Raw genomic sequence first — 14,789 nt, forward strand, 5'->3', positions numbered from 1 at the left:
CGAGAATGAGACAGTTGAGCAGAGTTTAGTTGAGTGAATTTTACCATTCGTATACCCAAAGGCCCATTTTTGATGTGTCTTTGGGTTTATTTATTATATCCTCTTTTATATAACCTCATCTATTCTCATTCTCCATGAAATGGAGGATTGAAAGATATGACGAACACGTATACTTCTTTTTTAGAAGACTCTACAAAGTATTTAACCATTCCAATCATAAAAAAAATATTTATCGATAGCATGACACCTGTTGATCTTTTTCAACAAGTAAAAGATGAAGCCGTATATTTGCTTGAAAGTAATGATGAATCATCACCATGGTCCAATTATTCTTTTATTGGCTTAAACCCATTTTTGTATGTTGAGGAAGAAAACGGAACCTATCTAGCAAAAAACAAGCAGCTTCAGCCTGTGCTGCAAGGAGACAGCTTTAAAGAGGTGTTTTGTAAAATTCAGCAAGAGCTGAAAGTGAAAGTACCAGACCTTGCACTTCCTTTTAAAGGAGGAGCAGTAGGGTTTATCAGCTACGACGCAGTATCGCAAATTGAAAAAGTAAACGTACATGCCCAAAACGATTTGAACATGCCTACTTTTCACTTTATCTATTGTCAAACGATGCTTGCTTATAATCATCAAACAAAAGAGCTTATGGTGATTCATTACATTCAGCTTGATGAGCAAGATAAAGAACAGCAAAAAAAAGAAAAACATGATGAAGCTCTAGCAGAGATCAATAGATATGTTGAAAGAATAGCGCAGACGGTGAAAGAAAAGCCAATGATGTTTGAAAGTGAGCAGCGCGAAGTTAGCTTTGAAGGCGTGACATCGTCCTACCAAAAAGATAAATTTGTGCAAGATGTGGAAAAAATTAAGGAATATATTAAAAGCGGAGATGTTTTTCAAGCTGTATTGTCGCAGAGATTTCAAATTGATACGACCGTAGCTGGATTTGATATTTACAGAGTATTGCGATTAGTTAATCCATCTCCTTATTTATTTTACGTGAAAGTAAAGGGAGTGGAGTTGATCGGAAGTTCCCCTGAGCGATTGATTCAAATTGAAAACGGCCATTTAGAAATTCATCCGATTGCAGGAACGAGAAGACGCGGCAAGGATGCAGAAGAAGATGCGCGCTTATACGAAGACTTAATTAACGATGAAAAAGAGCGGGCAGAACACTATATGCTCGTGGACTTAGCAAGAAATGACATCGGCCGAGTTGCACAGTATGGAAGTGTCCAAACACCAGTATTAATGCAGCAGGTTAACTTTTCGCACGTCATGCACTTGATTTCTAAAGTGACAGGACGCCTTGATGAACAAGTACATCCCATTGATGCGCTGCTTTCTGCATTTCCAGCGGGTACCGTATCTGGCGCTCCAAAAGTGCGAGCGATGCAAATCTTAAATGAAATTGAACCAGTTGCGCGAAATGTATATGCAGGAACCGTAGCATATCTCGGATTTGATGGAAACATTGATTCGTGCATTGCGATTCGTACCATTCTTTTGAAAGACCAAACCGCTTATATACAGGCTGGAGCAGGAGTGGTTGCTGACTCAAAACCGGAGCTTGAGTGGAAAGAAACCCGCAATAAAGCTAGCGCTTTAATTAAAACAATTCAATTAGCTCAAGACATCTACGATAAAAAGGAGGATGTATATGTTTAAAGAATTGTTAAAAAAGTGTTTGCGCGGCGAGTCACTTTCAGCGGAAGAAGCAGAAAAAATTATGAATGATATTATGAACGGTAAAGTCCCGGCAGCTCAAATTGCTAGCGTGCTAACCATTTTAACGTACCGAGGAGAAACCGTCGATGAAATTGTTGGTTTTGTCCGGGGTATGAAAAACAATATGAATGCTATTTCTCTAGAAGAATTAAACGTAGTAGATACGTGCGGTACGGGAGGAGACGGCGCCTCTACGTTTAATATTTCGACGGCTAGTGCGATTGTGGCATCTGCTGCTGGAGTAAAGGTTGCGAAACATGGGAATCGCGCGGTGTCTTCTAAAAGCGGAAGTGCAGACGTGTTAGAACATCTAGATATATGGATTCAAGGAAATGAAAAAGAAGTGAAAAATGCGGTGTCTGACCTCAACATGTCCTTTTTATTTGCGCCGCTTTATCACCCTGCTATGAAGCACGTTGCTGCTACTCGAAAGGAATTAGGGTTTAGAACCGTTTTTAATGCATTAGGTCCGTTAGCAAACCCTACTAACTGCACAAAGCAAGTAATTGGCGTTTATTCTATTGAGCTTGCACGGAAATTAGCAGAAGCGCTTGTTGTACTGGGAGCTAACCACGTCCTGCTTGTTGCGGGCAGAGATGGTTTAGATGAAATTAGTGCCACGGATGTAACGGATATTGTAGAAGTGCAAGACAATGTTATTACAGAATATACGCTTGCACCAGAGGATGTACACTTACAGAGAGGGAAGCTTGGAGACTTGGTGGTAGAAGACGCGAAATCGAGTGCAGAGCTCATTGAATCGCTATTTTTAAATAAAAGTAATGTAACTGCTAAAAATGCAGTCGTGTTGAACTCTGCTGCAGCTATTTACGTTAGCGGAAACGTTTCTACTTTTGAAGAAGGAGTAGCTGTAGCTTTAGAAACAATTGAATCAGGTGCTGCATACACGCAATTACAACGATTGAAATCGAAAAAGGTGGTTGAACATGCTCAATAAAATTATTGAAACAAAAAAAGAAGAAATTCAAAACCTACAGTTACCCGAACAGCAAAATGTTACAAAACGATCATTTTTAGAAGCTTTATCAAATCCGAATCGAGAGCTGGCTCTTATTGCAGAAGTAAAAAAAGCCTCTCCTTCCAAAGGATTAATAAAAGAGAATTTTCAGCCTGTGGAAATTGCTAAAGCCTACGAGGAAGGAAAAGCAGATGCTTTGTCTGTGTTAACGGATCAGCACTATTTTCAAGGACATCAAACGTTTTTAAGTGATATTAAACAGCATGTCTCTATTCCTGTGCTTCGCAAGGATTTCATCATTGATTCCATTCAAGTGGAAGAAAGTGCAAGAATCGGTGCCGATGCTATTTTACTCATTGGAGAAGCACTTGAACCATTAAAATTGCAAGAGCTTTATCTTCAAGCTGCTGAAAAAGAGTTAGATTGTTTAGTAGAAGTGCATTCTTTAGAAACGCTTGAACAGCTGTTAGCTGTATTTACACCGAAGATTATCGGAATTAATAATCGAAATCTTCACACGTTTGAAACCAGCGTGCAGCAGACAAAAGAAATCGCTAAGCACGTGCCGAAAGATCAGCTTTTAGTAAGTGAAAGCGGCATTTACTTATACGATGATGTTTCCTACGTAAAAGAAGCCGGAGCAAAAGCTATTTTAGTAGGAGAATCGCTTATGAGACAGGATAATCAAACCAAAGCGATTGAAAAGCTGTTTGGGGAAAGTGAATATGCTTATTAAGTACTGCGGGATTCGATCAAAACAAGATATAGCTTTAATCGAAAAGTCGGCTGCTACTCACATTGGCTTTATTTTCTACCCTAAAAGTAAACGATATGTAAAGCCTGAACGAGTAAATGAGTTTGTAACGGATGAAATAAAAAAACAAGTCTCGCTAGTAGGGGTATTTGTTAATACACCGGTGGATCACATACTTAAAATTGCCTCCGTGACAAATTTAGATGTGATTCAGTGCCACGGGCAAGAAACAGCTGCTGAAGTACGTGAGTTAAAGCAGCGTGGATATGAAGTATGGAAAGCGCTCCCGCACAATAAAGATACGCTGCAGCAAATGCATGTATATGAAGAAGCTGACGGTTATGTAATTGACAGCAAGGTTAAAGAACAATTCGGAGGAACGGGCGTCGCTTTTGATTGGAGCTTCGTTCCTCAGTATGAATCAGCTGCACGAAAGTTAGGTAAAAAATGCTTTATTGCTGGAGGAATCAATGCTTTTAACATTGAGAACTTGTTACCCTACAAGCCTGGGGCGATTGATATTTCTGGCGGTATTGAAACAAATGGAACGAAGGACTATACAAAAATTATAGAGATTGAAAGGAAGATCATACTATGACATACAATCATCCTGATGAATTTGGCCGCTTTGGTGAATTTGGCGGAAAATACGTACCTGAAACATTAATGAAACCGCTTGAAGAAGTAGAAGCAGCTTTGAATCAAGCAATGAAAGATCCGGCATTTAAAGATGAGTATCTATCCTTACTCGTCAATTACTCAGGGCGACCAACAGCTTTAACATATGCTGATAATATTACCGAAACACTCGGCGGGGCAAAAATTTATTTAAAACGTGAAGACTTAAATCATACGGGTGCTCACAAAATCAATAATGCCATTGGACAGATTTTACTTGCTAAACGTATGGGCAAAACAAAAATTATTGCTGAAACAGGAGCAGGTCAGCACGGGGTAGCCACAGCTACAGTAGCTGCAAAGTTCGGAATGGAATGCAAAGTATTCATGGGAGAAGAAGATATTGAACGCCAGGCGTTGAACGTTTTTCGCATGAAACTTCTAGGAGCGGAAGTCATTCCTGCAACTTCTGGAACAAAAACGCTAAAAGATGCAACAAATGAAGCAATTCGCTACTGGGTTCAACATTGTGAAGATCATTTTTACTTAATTGGTTCGGCCATTGGACCGCATCCTTATCCTAAAATGGTTCGAGATTTCCAAAAAATTATTGGAGAAGAAGCAAAAGAACAGTTTACAGCGGTAGAAGGCAAACTTCCGAATGCTGTGGTGGCATGCGTCGGAGGCGGCAGTAATGCAATCGGCATGTTTTATCATTTTATTAAAGAAGAAAATGTACGCTTGATCGGCGTAGAAGCAGGAGGGAAAGGACTAAATACAGCCCTTCATGCTGCTAAAATGGCTAAAGGTACAAAAGGTGTTATTCACGGAACGCTCACGTATTTACTTCAAGATGAAAATGGTCAAATTACAGAGCCTTATTCTATTTCAGCAGGTTTGGATTATCCAGGTATCGGTCCAGAGCATTCTCACCTTTCATCTATTGGACGAGTAGAATATGAAAGTGTAACGGATGATGAGTCAATCGAAGCTCTTCAGCTGCTGGCGAAAACAGAGGGAATCATCCCGGCTATTGAGTCCGCCCATGCGCTGGCAAAAGCATTTGAACTGGCTAAAAGCATGACGAAAGAAGAAACAATTTTAATTTGCTTGTCAGGTCGAGGAGATAAGGACGTTCATACATTAGTAAACTTGCTAGAAGGGAAGGAAGAAGAACATGAATACGTTTGAAGCGAGACTACCTAAACACGAAACATTGTTTATTCCATTTATTACAGCAGGAGATCCTCATGAAGATGCAACGGTGGATATTGCTTTGTCTTTGCAAAAGCAAGGTGCTTCTATTTTAGAGCTGGGCGTACCATATTCCGACCCTTTAGCAGATGGTCCAATTATTCAAGAGGCGTCCAAAAGAGCTTTATCTGGCGGTATGTCTATTTCAAAAGCCATTAAGCTTGTATCGGTGATGAGAAAAAAAGGTGTGAAAATACCGGTAATTCTCTTTACCTATTTTAATCCTGTGTTACAATTAGGTTTAGAATCCTTTTTCGCGTTAATGCGAGAAAATGAAATAGATGGAGTGCTAATTCCGGATTTACCGTACGAAGAGAGTGGCCGTATCCGAGAGCTTGCCGCTGAAAATGAAGTTGCGTACATTTCAATGGTTGCTCCTACATCTAAAGAGCGTATTCAAAAAATCGCTGCAGATGCAACGGGCTTCTTATACTGCGTGTCGTCTTTAGGCGTTACAGGGGTTCGCTCTACGTTGCCAGCTGATATTGGAACCTTTTTAGAAGATGTGAAAGCAGCAGCTTCTATACCGGTTGCCGTCGGTTTTGGGATTTCAACAAGTGAACAAGTAGAGGTGTTAAAAGAACATAGCGACGGCATTGTAATTGGAAGTGCAATTGTTAATAAAATTGGCCAGCTTGAACAAGTTCTTTTAAATAAGGATACACGCCGAGACGGATTAAATCAAATTGAGGAGTATGTTGCATCCATCGTTTCGCCTATACAAAAATGCGAGGTGTAACACGTTGAAGGTAAAAGAACAATTACTAACTTTATCTCCATATAAACCAGGTAAGCCAATTGAAGAAGTAAAGCGTGAATTTAATTTAGACCGCGTTGTAAAATTAGCGTCTAATGAAAATCCTTACGGCAGTTCTGCTTTAGTAAAAGAAGCGATTGCTGCAGAAATCGAAAATATGGCGCTTTATCCAGACGGCTATGCAGCTGAACTGCGTGCAGCAGTAGCAAAGCACGTAGGCGTAGAGCAAGATCAGCTGATTTTTGGAAACGGGTCTGATGAAGTCATTCAAATTATTTGCCGAGCTTTGCTATCGGCTGATACAAATACTGTCATGCCGACGCCGTCATTTCCTCAATATAAGCACAATGCCGTAATTGAAGGTGCAGAAATTCGCGAAGTACCGCTGCGCGGGGGAGATCATGATTTAGATGCTATGCTTCGTGCAATTGATGAAAATACGACAATTGTGTGGGTATGCAGTCCGAATAATCCAACGGGAACGTACGTGAAGGGCGATGAGTTAATTTCTTTTATGAAACAAGTTCCTAAGCATACGTTAATCGTAATGGATGAAGCCTATTTTGAGTATGCAGCCGACCAAGCCGACTACCCGAATACGGTAGAGTTTTTGAATGAATATGAAAACTTAATTGTACTTCGTACATTTTCAAAAGCATACGGCTTAGCTTCTTTGCGCATTGGTTACGGTATTGCAAACGAATCATTGCTACAAAAAATTGAGCCGGCTCGTGAACCTTTTAATACAAGCCGCATGGCTCAAAAAGCAGCAATCGTTGCTCTTGAAGACCAAGCGTTCATTGAAGAGTGTAAAAAGAAAAATGAAGAAGGCTTGCAGCAATATTATGCTTTCTGTGATAAGAACGGCTTAAACTATTATCCTTCTTTCACTAACTTTGTTCTAATTGATTTTGGCCGTCAAGGCGATGAAGTGTTTCAATTTTTATTGCAGCGCGGATTTATCGTCCGTTCAGGGAATGCATTAGGCTTCCCAACTTCCGTTCGTATTACGGTGGGAACAAAAGAACAAAATGAACAAATCATTGAATTGCTTCAGCAGTTTGTTAGTCAAGAAGCGGCGAAAGCTTAATACCCAATATAGTAAAAGATGAGAGTGTGATTTCACACTCTCATCTTCATATGTACAATGAGGTGAAGGAAAGTGACAGAAAATGTTTTTGTTATAGGCCTGGGGTTAATTGGAGGATCGCTGGCGCTTAATATAAAAAAGACGCATCATCATCTTGATGTAATAGGATTTGACATTAATCAAGAGCAGCTGGAGCTAGCCAAAACCCTAGGTGTAATTGACCAAGCGGCTTCTTCTTTACAACAAGGCGCGGAGCAAGCGGATTATATTGTTATTGCCATTCCGGTCACTCAAGCAGCGGAAGTGCTAAAACAGTTAGAACATTTTACGCTCAAACAGTCTGTCATCGTAACAGACGTAGGAAGTACAAAAGAAGAGGTAGTGAAGACAGCCGAGGTTCTTATTTCTAAAGGCATTGAGTTTATCGGCGGTCATCCAATGGCGGGGTCTCATAAAAGCGGAGTAGCTGCTTCTAAAGCTCATTTATTTGAAAATGCAATGTATGTATTAACACCTTCATCTTCTACTTCTTCGGAGGCTTTAAACAGCTTAAAGGAATTGCTAAGTGGTACAAAAGCTAAAATTATTGTGATGTCACCAAAAGAACATGATAAATTAGCGGGTGTCATCAGCCATTTTCCTCATATTATTGCTGCAAGCCTTGTTCATCAAGCAGAATATTACCAACAAGACAACCAGCTAGTTTCGCAGCTTGCAGCTGGAGGGTTTCGTGATATTACACGTATTGCTTCAAGCAGTCCAGCGATGTGGAGAGATATTTTGCTTCATAACCAGGATGCGCTTCTTTCAATGTTTGACCACTGGCTTGAAGAAATGAACGACGTGCGAAATATGATCGAACGAAAAGACGCGAACGATATCTATACATATTTTTCACAAGCAAAACAGTTTAGAGATCAGCTTCCTGTACGAACCAAAGGAGCGATTCCATCCTTTTATGATCTCTATGTGGATGTTCCTGACTATCCGGGGATTATTTCAGAAGTAACGGGTTATTTAGCAGAAGATGAAATCAGTATTACAAACATTCGAATTTTAGAAACACGAGAAGACATATACGGAGTATTACGTTTAAGCTTTCAAACAGAGGAAGATAGAAAGCGGGCAAGAGCGTGTCTCCATCAGCATCAATATCAGACGTTTATTTCTTAATGTACGAAAGGTGTGAATGAAATGAGTGGAAAACAATTAAAAACGAATCTTTCATCTCTCCAAGGAGAAATTTCTATTCCTGGAGATAAATCGATTTCTCACAGAGCTGTGATGTTTGGAGCGATGGCAGAAGGTAAAACAACGATTAATCATTTTTTAGCAGGGGAAGATTGCTTAAGTACGATTTCGTGTTTTGAAAAGATGGGCGTATCGATTAAAAGAGAAGGCGAGTATGTCGAAGTGGAAGGTAAAGGTATCGAAGGGTTAAGTGAACCCACTTCCATCCTAGATGTAGGAAATTCAGGAACGACTACTCGTTTAATGCTTGGGATTCTTGCAGGTGTGCCGTTTCATACGTCTCTAATTGGAGATGAGTCGATTGCCAAGCGTCCTATGAGCCGCGTTACGGTGCCCCTGCGCTCTATGGGTGCAAAGATTGATGGGCGTGAGCACGGCCAATATACGCCTTTATCCACTCGGGGAGGAGCTTTAAAAGCAATTCATTACCATTCTCCTGTAGCAAGTGCACAAGTAAAATCAGCGATTTTACTAGCGGGACTTCATGCGGAAGGCACAACAAAAGTAACCGAGCCTTTTACATCACGTGACCATACAGAGCGTATGCTTCGCGCTTTTGGAGTAGACGTAGAGGTAGATGGAACGACTGTAAGCATTAAAGGAGGACAATCTCTGCGCGGAACGGATGTATACGTACCTGGTGACATTTCTTCAGCCGCGTTCTTTCTTGTTGCAGGAGCCATTGTTCCAAACAGCCGAATCGTTTTGAGAAACGTCGGACTCAATCCTACAAGAACAGGTATTATTGATGTGCTTCAGCAAATGGGTGCACGCCTTACAATTTCTAATGAACGTATTCAAAATGGAGAGCCTATTGGCGATTTGACAATTGAAACGTCTCAGTTGAAAGGGATTGAAATTGGGGAGGATTTAATTCCTCGTTTAATTGATGAAATTCCAGTGATCGCTCTTTTGGCGACTCAGGCGAATGGGAAAACAGTTATTAAAGATGCCGAAGAATTAAAAGTAAAAGAAACGAACCGTATCGATACGGTTGCAACGGAGTTAAGCAAGCTCGGTGCCTCTGTTACTCCAACAGCTGATGGCCTCATTATTGAAGGCAAGACGGCCCTGCAAAGCGGTGAAGTAGACAGCTATGGAGATCATCGAATTGGAATGATGCTTGCGGTCGCAGCAACCATTGCAACGGGAGAGGTAACGCTAATGAGAAGTGAAGCTATTCACGTCTCGTATCCTACTTTCTTTGAAGATCTTGATAAACTAAGCGAATAAGAAAAAGACTGGAACAAACGCATTGTGGTTGAAGAAAAATCCGAACGATGAATTGATATTCTTGATAGAGAATCAAACTCGTTCGGATTTTTATTCGAAAAATGTAAGCGTATTCAAATTGATTTGTTGAACAAACGCTCAAACTATTTTATCATGGTGTATAGAAGCATGTGTTCTTGCTTCGGTTTGGAAAAATAGAAAATTAATTCGTTTTATTTGTATATAAAAAGTGAATGTAATAATAAAGGAGAATTGTGTGTGAAAGAATTAGACCGCGCGATAGGTTACGTAGAATCCAATGAAATTGAAAAAGGTCTTGCCCTTATTCATGAATTGAAAGATAAAGCTACAGACGAAGAAAAATTTTTAATGGCTGAACAGCTTCAGGAGTGGGGACTAGTGAATGATGCGCTGCCTTTAATAGATGACCTCATCGCTAAATACCCAGAAGAAGGCGAGCTGTATTTATTAAAAGCTGAAATGCTTATTGATTTAGAAGAAGAAGAAGAAGCAATTCATATTTTAAATCAAATTAGCAGCGAAGATGATAACTACGTACCAGCTCTGCTTCTTGTAGCTGATTTATATCAAATGCAAGGCCTTAGTGAAGTAAGTGAGCAAAAGTTAATGGAAGCGAAAAAAATGCTTCCAAATGAACCCGTTATCGATTTTGGGCTCGGTGAATTTTACAGCAGTCAAGGAATTTATCAAAAGGCGATTCCTTTTTATCAAACGCTGCTAAAAACAGAAAAAGAATTTAACGGCACGGATCTTCGTCAGCGATTAGCTGAAAGTTTAGCAGGCATCGGCCAGTTCGAAGAAGCGCTTCCTTACTTTGATCAAGCGCTAAAAGATAAGCTTGAGATTAACACACTATTTGAATATGCGATTTCAGCGTATCAAGCAGGTCATTATCAGACCGCTATTGAAAAGTTCACAGAACTAAAAGAGTTAGACCGTGAGTACCATTCTCTTTATTTATATTTAGCAAAATCATATGAACATGAAGAGATGCTAGAAGAGGCTGCGGTGGCTGTCAACGAAGGTATTGCGCAGGATGAATTTCAAAAAGAACTTTACTTTTTTAAAGGTAAAATAGCATTAAAGAGCGGTCTAGAAGAAGAGGCTGAATCGGCATTTCAACAAGCGATTGCACTAGATCCAGGATATATTGAAGCCATTTTAACTCTCTCTAAACTTTATATGAGTCAAGAGAGATATGAAGATGTAGTAGAGAATATCGAGCACGCCAAAGAATATAATGAGCATGACCCTCATTTTGAATGGGATTTAGCAAAAGCTCATCAGGAATTAGAAAATTATGAAGAAGCGCTAAAATACTACGAATCTGCATACACTGTTTTTAAAGAAGAGTATGCGTTTTTAGAAGAGTATGGTTACTTCTTATTAGAAGAAGGACAGCGTTCGAAAGCGAAGGGGATTTTCCAAGCTTTATTAGCAATGGATCCAACAGTAGATGAAATTCAAGACATATTATTTCAATTAGAAGAATAAATAATAGTTCAGAGGATTTTATTGCTGCCGTGTGGAATAAATAACTGTAAAAGGTGTTTTAACTGAGAGTTTAAACACAGAGGAGGGAAGTGAGAATATGACGACCCCTGTTACTGTCAACGAGAAAAAAGAATTTGTTCGCTGGTTTTTAACGAATTATCAGCTGAAGCGCAGAGAATGTGTATGGATTTTAAATTATTTGATGAGCCATGATCAATTGATGAAACGAGTTCACTTCGTTGAGCAAGCACAGTTTTGTCCTCGCGGGATGGTGATGTCTACGCACTGTGTGGAAGACCCTCCATTTCGTTTTTATAAAGAAAATATCATGACAACCGATGCAGAAAAATCATTTCATGATATTCGTTTGAATCGAGAAGAAGACATTTATATTCAATTAAACTTCCGATCGTTGTATTCATCGCCTCAATATGTGGCTGTACTGGAAGACAATCCGTATATGCCAAAAGCTAATCAAACAAATGAAAAAGACAGAGTATTAGCTGAGCAAATATTGGAAGAATCTATTCAGAAGTTTCAACGATCAAAAATCATGGAACTAATTGATAAAGCGTTAGATGAAAACGATAAAGAGGAATTTCAGCGCTTAAGCGAATATTTAAATAACCATTATGTACAGTAGATAAATGAGGGATTGGCTAGCTTCTTAGAAAAAGGTCAATCTCTTTTTTTATCTTCTTATTCATTTTGAAAAATAAATAAGACAAGCTTTAGCGAGCTTGCTGAGAGGAGAAGGAAGTTGAAGCTTCAGGCCAAGGAAATGGATGTGTATCTACAATCCAAAAGTTATGTTGATACCGTATTAGTTCCACTCATTCCAATTGATTTCGGAGAAGATTTAAAGCTTACTGCATCTATGAGTGAATATACGACTGCTCTTACTGAAGAGTTAGAGAGACAATTTAAAGGAAGAGTGATTTTAACACCTAGTTTTACATACTTAAAAAAAGATGGAGTAGCTGCTGTTTATGAAACATTACTTCGTTGGAATGAGCATATAAATGACAATGAAGTCAAACATCTTTTTGTGCTTACTAGCGACCGAGACTGGCTGCAGTTTGAAAAAGAAATAGGGGCGTACTGCATTTGGATACCTGCTTTACCGCTTGAGCATATAGATGAGTCGCATAAGTATACGCTCATACATGAACAAGTTCAACAGCTCTTACCGATTTTTGTAGAGAAATGGAGTGTTTAAAAAGACTGTAGAATAAGCAATGGAAGCGCAAACAAAATAATGACAAAAAATTTAGAAAAATAAAGATTATTTCCATGTTTTAGGTTTTTATTGTATTGACCTTCCAGAAATATTAATATATCATGATTATGTCCTAGTTTAATAGAATGGTCCATCATGTGTCCAAAATTCTCTGGACTGAACTTTTTTAAAGGGGGGAAAAGCATGGGTGATCGGGTATCAAGACGACAGTTTTTAAACTATACGCTCACTGGTGTAGGAGGATTTATGGCTGCTGGAATGTTAATGCCAATGGTGCGCTTTGCAGTAGACCCAATTTTGGAAAAAGAAGCGGGTCAGGATTTAGTAGCTGTAGCGCAGGTTAAAGACATTACAAAAGAGCCGAAACGTGTCGATTTTAAAATCAAGCAAGTGGATGCGTGGCATAAATCAGAAGAACCAAGATCGGCTTGGGTGTACAAAACTGATAAAGGTGAAATCGTCGCGCTGTCACCAATTTGTAAGCATTTAGGCTGTACGGTTAACTGGGCTGGTGACAAAAACTATCCACATCGTTTCTACTGCCCTTGTCATGGGGGAATGTATGAAAAAAGCGGTAAAAATGTACCGGGGACACCACCGATGGGACCGTTAGATGTATACGTTCAAAAGGTAAAAGGCGGTACGTTATATCTAGGAAAAGCCAAACCACAAGGAGGGGCATAGAAAATGTTGAATAAAATCTATGACTGGGTGGATGAACGGCTGGATATTACTCCTTTATGGCGAGATGTGGCCGATCATGAAGTGCCAGAGCACGTAAATCCTGCACATCACTTTTCAGCATTTGTGTATTGTTTTGGTGGATTAACGTTTTTTGTTACCGTTATTCAAATTTTATCAGGTATGTTTTTAACCATGTATTATGTACCAGATATAAAAAATGCATGGGAATCCGTTTATTATTTGCAAAATGAAGTCGCTTTCGGACAAATTGTTCGAGGTATGCATCACTGGGGAGCAAGTTTGGTTATCGTCATGATGTTTTTACATACACTTCGTGTTTTCTTCCAAGGAGCATACAAAAAACCCCGCGAGTTAAACTGGATTGTGGGTGTGTTAATTTTCTTTGTTATGTTAGGTTTAGGTTTTACAGGTTATTTGTTGCCGTGGGATATGAAAGCGCTCTTTGCAACGAAAGTAGGTTTGCAAATTGCTGAATCCACACCAATTATAGGCCAGCAAGTGAAGACATTACTCTCAGGACATCCAGACATCGTTGGTGCTCAAACACTAACTCGCTTTTTCGCCATTCACGTATTCTTTTTACCCGGAGCCCTACTTGGCTTAATGGGTGCCCACTTCTTAATGATTCGTAAACAAGGAATTTCAGGACCACTATAAAATTTTATACGCTTTATTCAAGTATTCAATCACACTAGTCATCATATGCATCAAGCACATACTCCGTTGTTAGTACTTTCACTAGAACAGTGAGAAAAAGGAGGGAGAACATGCATCGTGGTAAAGGGATGAAGTTTGTTGGAGATTCACGTGTTCCTGCAGAACGAAAACCCAATATTCCAAAAGATTACTCTGAATTTCCAGGGAAAACAGAAGCATTCTGGCCAAACTTTTTACTAAAAGAATGGATGGTAGGGGCAGTTTTTTTAATCGGTTATCTATGTTTAACCATCGCTCATCCATCTCCTCTTGAACGTATTGCCGATCCAACTGATACGGGGTACTTGCCTCTTCCTGACTGGTATTTTTTGTTCCTATATCAATTGCTTAAATATTCATTTGCTTCTGGTCCATATAATATTATAGGTGCATTTATTATTCCAGGGATTGCATTTGGCGCATTAATGCTTGCTCCGTTCATTGATCGAGGACCAGAAAGAAGACCCGCTAAGAGGCCGTTTGCAACAGGATTCATGCTTTTGGCTATAGCAGCAGTCTTTTTCCTAACGTGGCAGTCAGCGACGCAGGTGGATTGGAAAGCGCGTGAAGAGCAAGGGAAAATTAGAGAAGAAGTAGCGATTGACAAGAATTCAGAAGGCTACAAAATTATGCAAGAACAAACGTGCTTGACCTGTCATGGTGATAACTTACAGGGAGGCCCTGCGGCTCCGGCTTTAACAGGAATTGATTTATCTCCTGAAGAAATCGCCAATATCGCAAAAAATGGTAAAGGCAATATGCCAAAAGGTGTTTTCAAAGGTTCAGATAAAGAATTGAAAACGCTCTCGGAATTTGTCGGCAACTTAGGGAAAGAATAGTGAAAATCAGCCAAAGGGCTGGTTTTTTTTTGAATTTATTTAATGCTGTGTTTTACATCAATGAGATAGGTGCTTGCTATTGTTCAAAAACTGTACATAATAAAGAAGAGATTAAATGTAAAGGAGA

General features: G+C 39.5%; 15 protein-coding genes. All 15 read left to right on the forward strand.

Features of this window, described 5'->3' with window-relative positions; translation table 11 throughout:
* The first annotated feature begins 156 nt into the window (after positions 1-156).
* Positions 157-1,671 (forward strand): anthranilate synthase component I, encoded by a 1,515-nt coding sequence (trpE, locus tag MMB69_RS02905; RefSeq protein WP_221784502.1) that lies wholly within the window; start codon positions 157-159, stop codon positions 1,669-1,671.
* Positions 1,664-2,689, forward strand: a complete 1,026-nt coding sequence (trpD, locus tag MMB69_RS02910) for an anthranilate phosphoribosyltransferase (protein WP_221784501.1) — start codon at positions 1,664-1,666, stop codon at positions 2,687-2,689. Before trpE ends, trpD begins: the two co-directional genes overlap by 8 nt.
* Entirely contained in the window at positions 2,679-3,446 is a 768-nt protein-coding gene (gene trpC / locus MMB69_RS02915) for an indole-3-glycerol phosphate synthase TrpC (RefSeq protein WP_221812638.1), read from the forward strand. Before trpD ends, trpC begins: the two co-directional genes overlap by 11 nt.
* Positions 3,436-4,062, forward strand: a complete 627-nt coding sequence (locus tag MMB69_RS02920; protein ID WP_221812637.1) for a phosphoribosylanthranilate isomerase — start codon at positions 3,436-3,438, stop codon at positions 4,060-4,062. The genes trpC and MMB69_RS02920 overlap by 11 nt, the downstream gene beginning before the upstream one ends.
* Complete coding sequence (trpB, locus tag MMB69_RS02925; RefSeq protein ID WP_221812636.1) at positions 4,059-5,273, forward strand: tryptophan synthase subunit beta; 1,215 nt, start codon at positions 4,059-4,061, stop codon at positions 5,271-5,273. The genes MMB69_RS02920 and trpB overlap by 4 nt, the downstream gene beginning before the upstream one ends.
* Complete coding sequence (gene trpA, locus MMB69_RS02930) at positions 5,260-6,075, forward strand: tryptophan synthase subunit alpha (protein WP_013059001.1); 816 nt, start codon at positions 5,260-5,262, stop codon at positions 6,073-6,075. Before trpB ends, trpA begins: the two co-directional genes overlap by 14 nt.
* A 4-nt stretch (positions 6,076-6,079) precedes the next feature.
* Positions 6,080-7,183 (forward strand): histidinol-phosphate transaminase, encoded by a 1,104-nt coding sequence (gene hisC, locus MMB69_RS02935; protein WP_221784498.1) that lies wholly within the window; start codon positions 6,080-6,082, stop codon positions 7,181-7,183.
* 72 nt (positions 7,184-7,255) lie between these two features.
* The gene (locus MMB69_RS02940; RefSeq protein WP_221784497.1) at positions 7,256-8,356 is read left to right on the forward strand and encodes a prephenate dehydrogenase; all 1,101 of its coding nucleotides are present in this window, start codon (positions 7,256-7,258) and stop codon (positions 8,354-8,356) included.
* A 21-nt stretch (positions 8,357-8,377) separates the two neighbouring features.
* A complete protein-coding gene (gene aroA, locus MMB69_RS02945; RefSeq protein WP_221784496.1) occupies positions 8,378-9,667 on the forward strand; it encodes a 3-phosphoshikimate 1-carboxyvinyltransferase in 1,290 nt (429 codons plus the stop codon).
* Between the two features lie 252 nt (positions 9,668-9,919).
* Entirely contained in the window at positions 9,920-11,182 is a 1,263-nt protein-coding gene (locus tag MMB69_RS02950) for a tetratricopeptide repeat protein (RefSeq protein ID WP_260506726.1), read from the forward strand.
* Between the two features lie 97 nt (positions 11,183-11,279).
* Entirely contained in the window at positions 11,280-11,825 is a 546-nt protein-coding gene (locus MMB69_RS02955) for a ReoY family proteolytic degradation factor (RefSeq protein ID WP_013058996.1), read from the forward strand.
* Between the two features lie 117 nt (positions 11,826-11,942).
* Positions 11,943-12,401 carry a YpiF family protein gene (locus tag MMB69_RS02960; RefSeq protein WP_025750392.1) on the forward strand — a complete coding sequence of 153 codons (459 nt, stop codon included), beginning with the start codon at positions 11,943-11,945 and terminating at the stop codon, positions 12,399-12,401.
* Positions 12,402-12,605: 204 nt separating this feature from the next.
* Positions 12,606-13,106 carry a QcrA and Rieske domain-containing protein gene (locus MMB69_RS02965; RefSeq protein ID WP_013058993.1) on the forward strand — a complete coding sequence of 167 codons (501 nt, stop codon included), beginning with the start codon at positions 12,606-12,608 and terminating at the stop codon, positions 13,104-13,106.
* A gap of 3 nt (positions 13,107-13,109) precedes the next feature.
* Positions 13,110-13,784 carry a menaquinol-cytochrome c reductase cytochrome b subunit gene (gene qcrB, locus MMB69_RS02970; protein ID WP_013058992.1) on the forward strand — a complete coding sequence of 225 codons (675 nt, stop codon included), beginning with the start codon at positions 13,110-13,112 and terminating at the stop codon, positions 13,782-13,784.
* A 110-nt stretch (positions 13,785-13,894) separates the two neighbouring features.
* Positions 13,895-14,662, forward strand: a complete 768-nt coding sequence (locus tag MMB69_RS02975; protein ID WP_013058991.1) for a menaquinol-cytochrome c reductase cytochrome b/c subunit — start codon at positions 13,895-13,897, stop codon at positions 14,660-14,662.
* Positions 14,663-14,789 lie beyond the last annotated feature (127 nt).

Source organism: Priestia sp. P5 (assembly GCF_029522155.1).
In the GTDB taxonomy this organism is placed as follows: domain Bacteria; phylum Bacillota; class Bacilli; order Bacillales; family Bacillaceae_H; genus Priestia; species Priestia megaterium_E.

Excerpts from the sequence above, each read along its gene's own strand:
- trpA (WP_013059001.1), top strand. The coding sequence starts at position 5,260 with ATGAATACGTTTGAAGCGAGACTACCTAAACACGAAACATTGTTTATT.
- trpE (WP_221784502.1), top strand. The coding sequence starts at position 157 with ATGACGAACACGTATACTTCTTTTTTAGAAGACTCTACAAAGTATTTA.
- MMB69_RS02975 (WP_013058991.1), top strand. The coding sequence starts at position 13,895 with ATGCATCGTGGTAAAGGGATGAAGTTTGTTGGAGATTCACGTGTTCCT.
- trpB (WP_221812636.1), top strand. The coding sequence starts at position 4,059 with ATGACATACAATCATCCTGATGAATTTGGCCGCTTTGGTGAATTTGGC.
- trpD (WP_221784501.1), top strand. The coding sequence starts at position 1,664 with ATGTTTAAAGAATTGTTAAAAAAGTGTTTGCGCGGCGAGTCACTTTCA.
- MMB69_RS02965 (WP_013058993.1), top strand. The coding sequence starts at position 12,606 with ATGGGTGATCGGGTATCAAGACGACAGTTTTTAAACTATACGCTCACT.
- aroA (WP_221784496.1), top strand. The coding sequence starts at position 8,378 with ATGAGTGGAAAACAATTAAAAACGAATCTTTCATCTCTCCAAGGAGAA.
- MMB69_RS02920 (WP_221812637.1), top strand. The coding sequence starts at position 3,436 with ATGCTTATTAAGTACTGCGGGATTCGATCAAAACAAGATATAGCTTTA.
- trpC (WP_221812638.1), top strand. The coding sequence starts at position 2,679 with ATGCTCAATAAAATTATTGAAACAAAAAAAGAAGAAATTCAAAACCTA.
- MMB69_RS02955 (WP_013058996.1), top strand. The coding sequence starts at position 11,280 with ATGACGACCCCTGTTACTGTCAACGAGAAAAAAGAATTTGTTCGCTGG.
- qcrB (WP_013058992.1), top strand. The coding sequence starts at position 13,110 with ATGTTGAATAAAATCTATGACTGGGTGGATGAACGGCTGGATATTACT.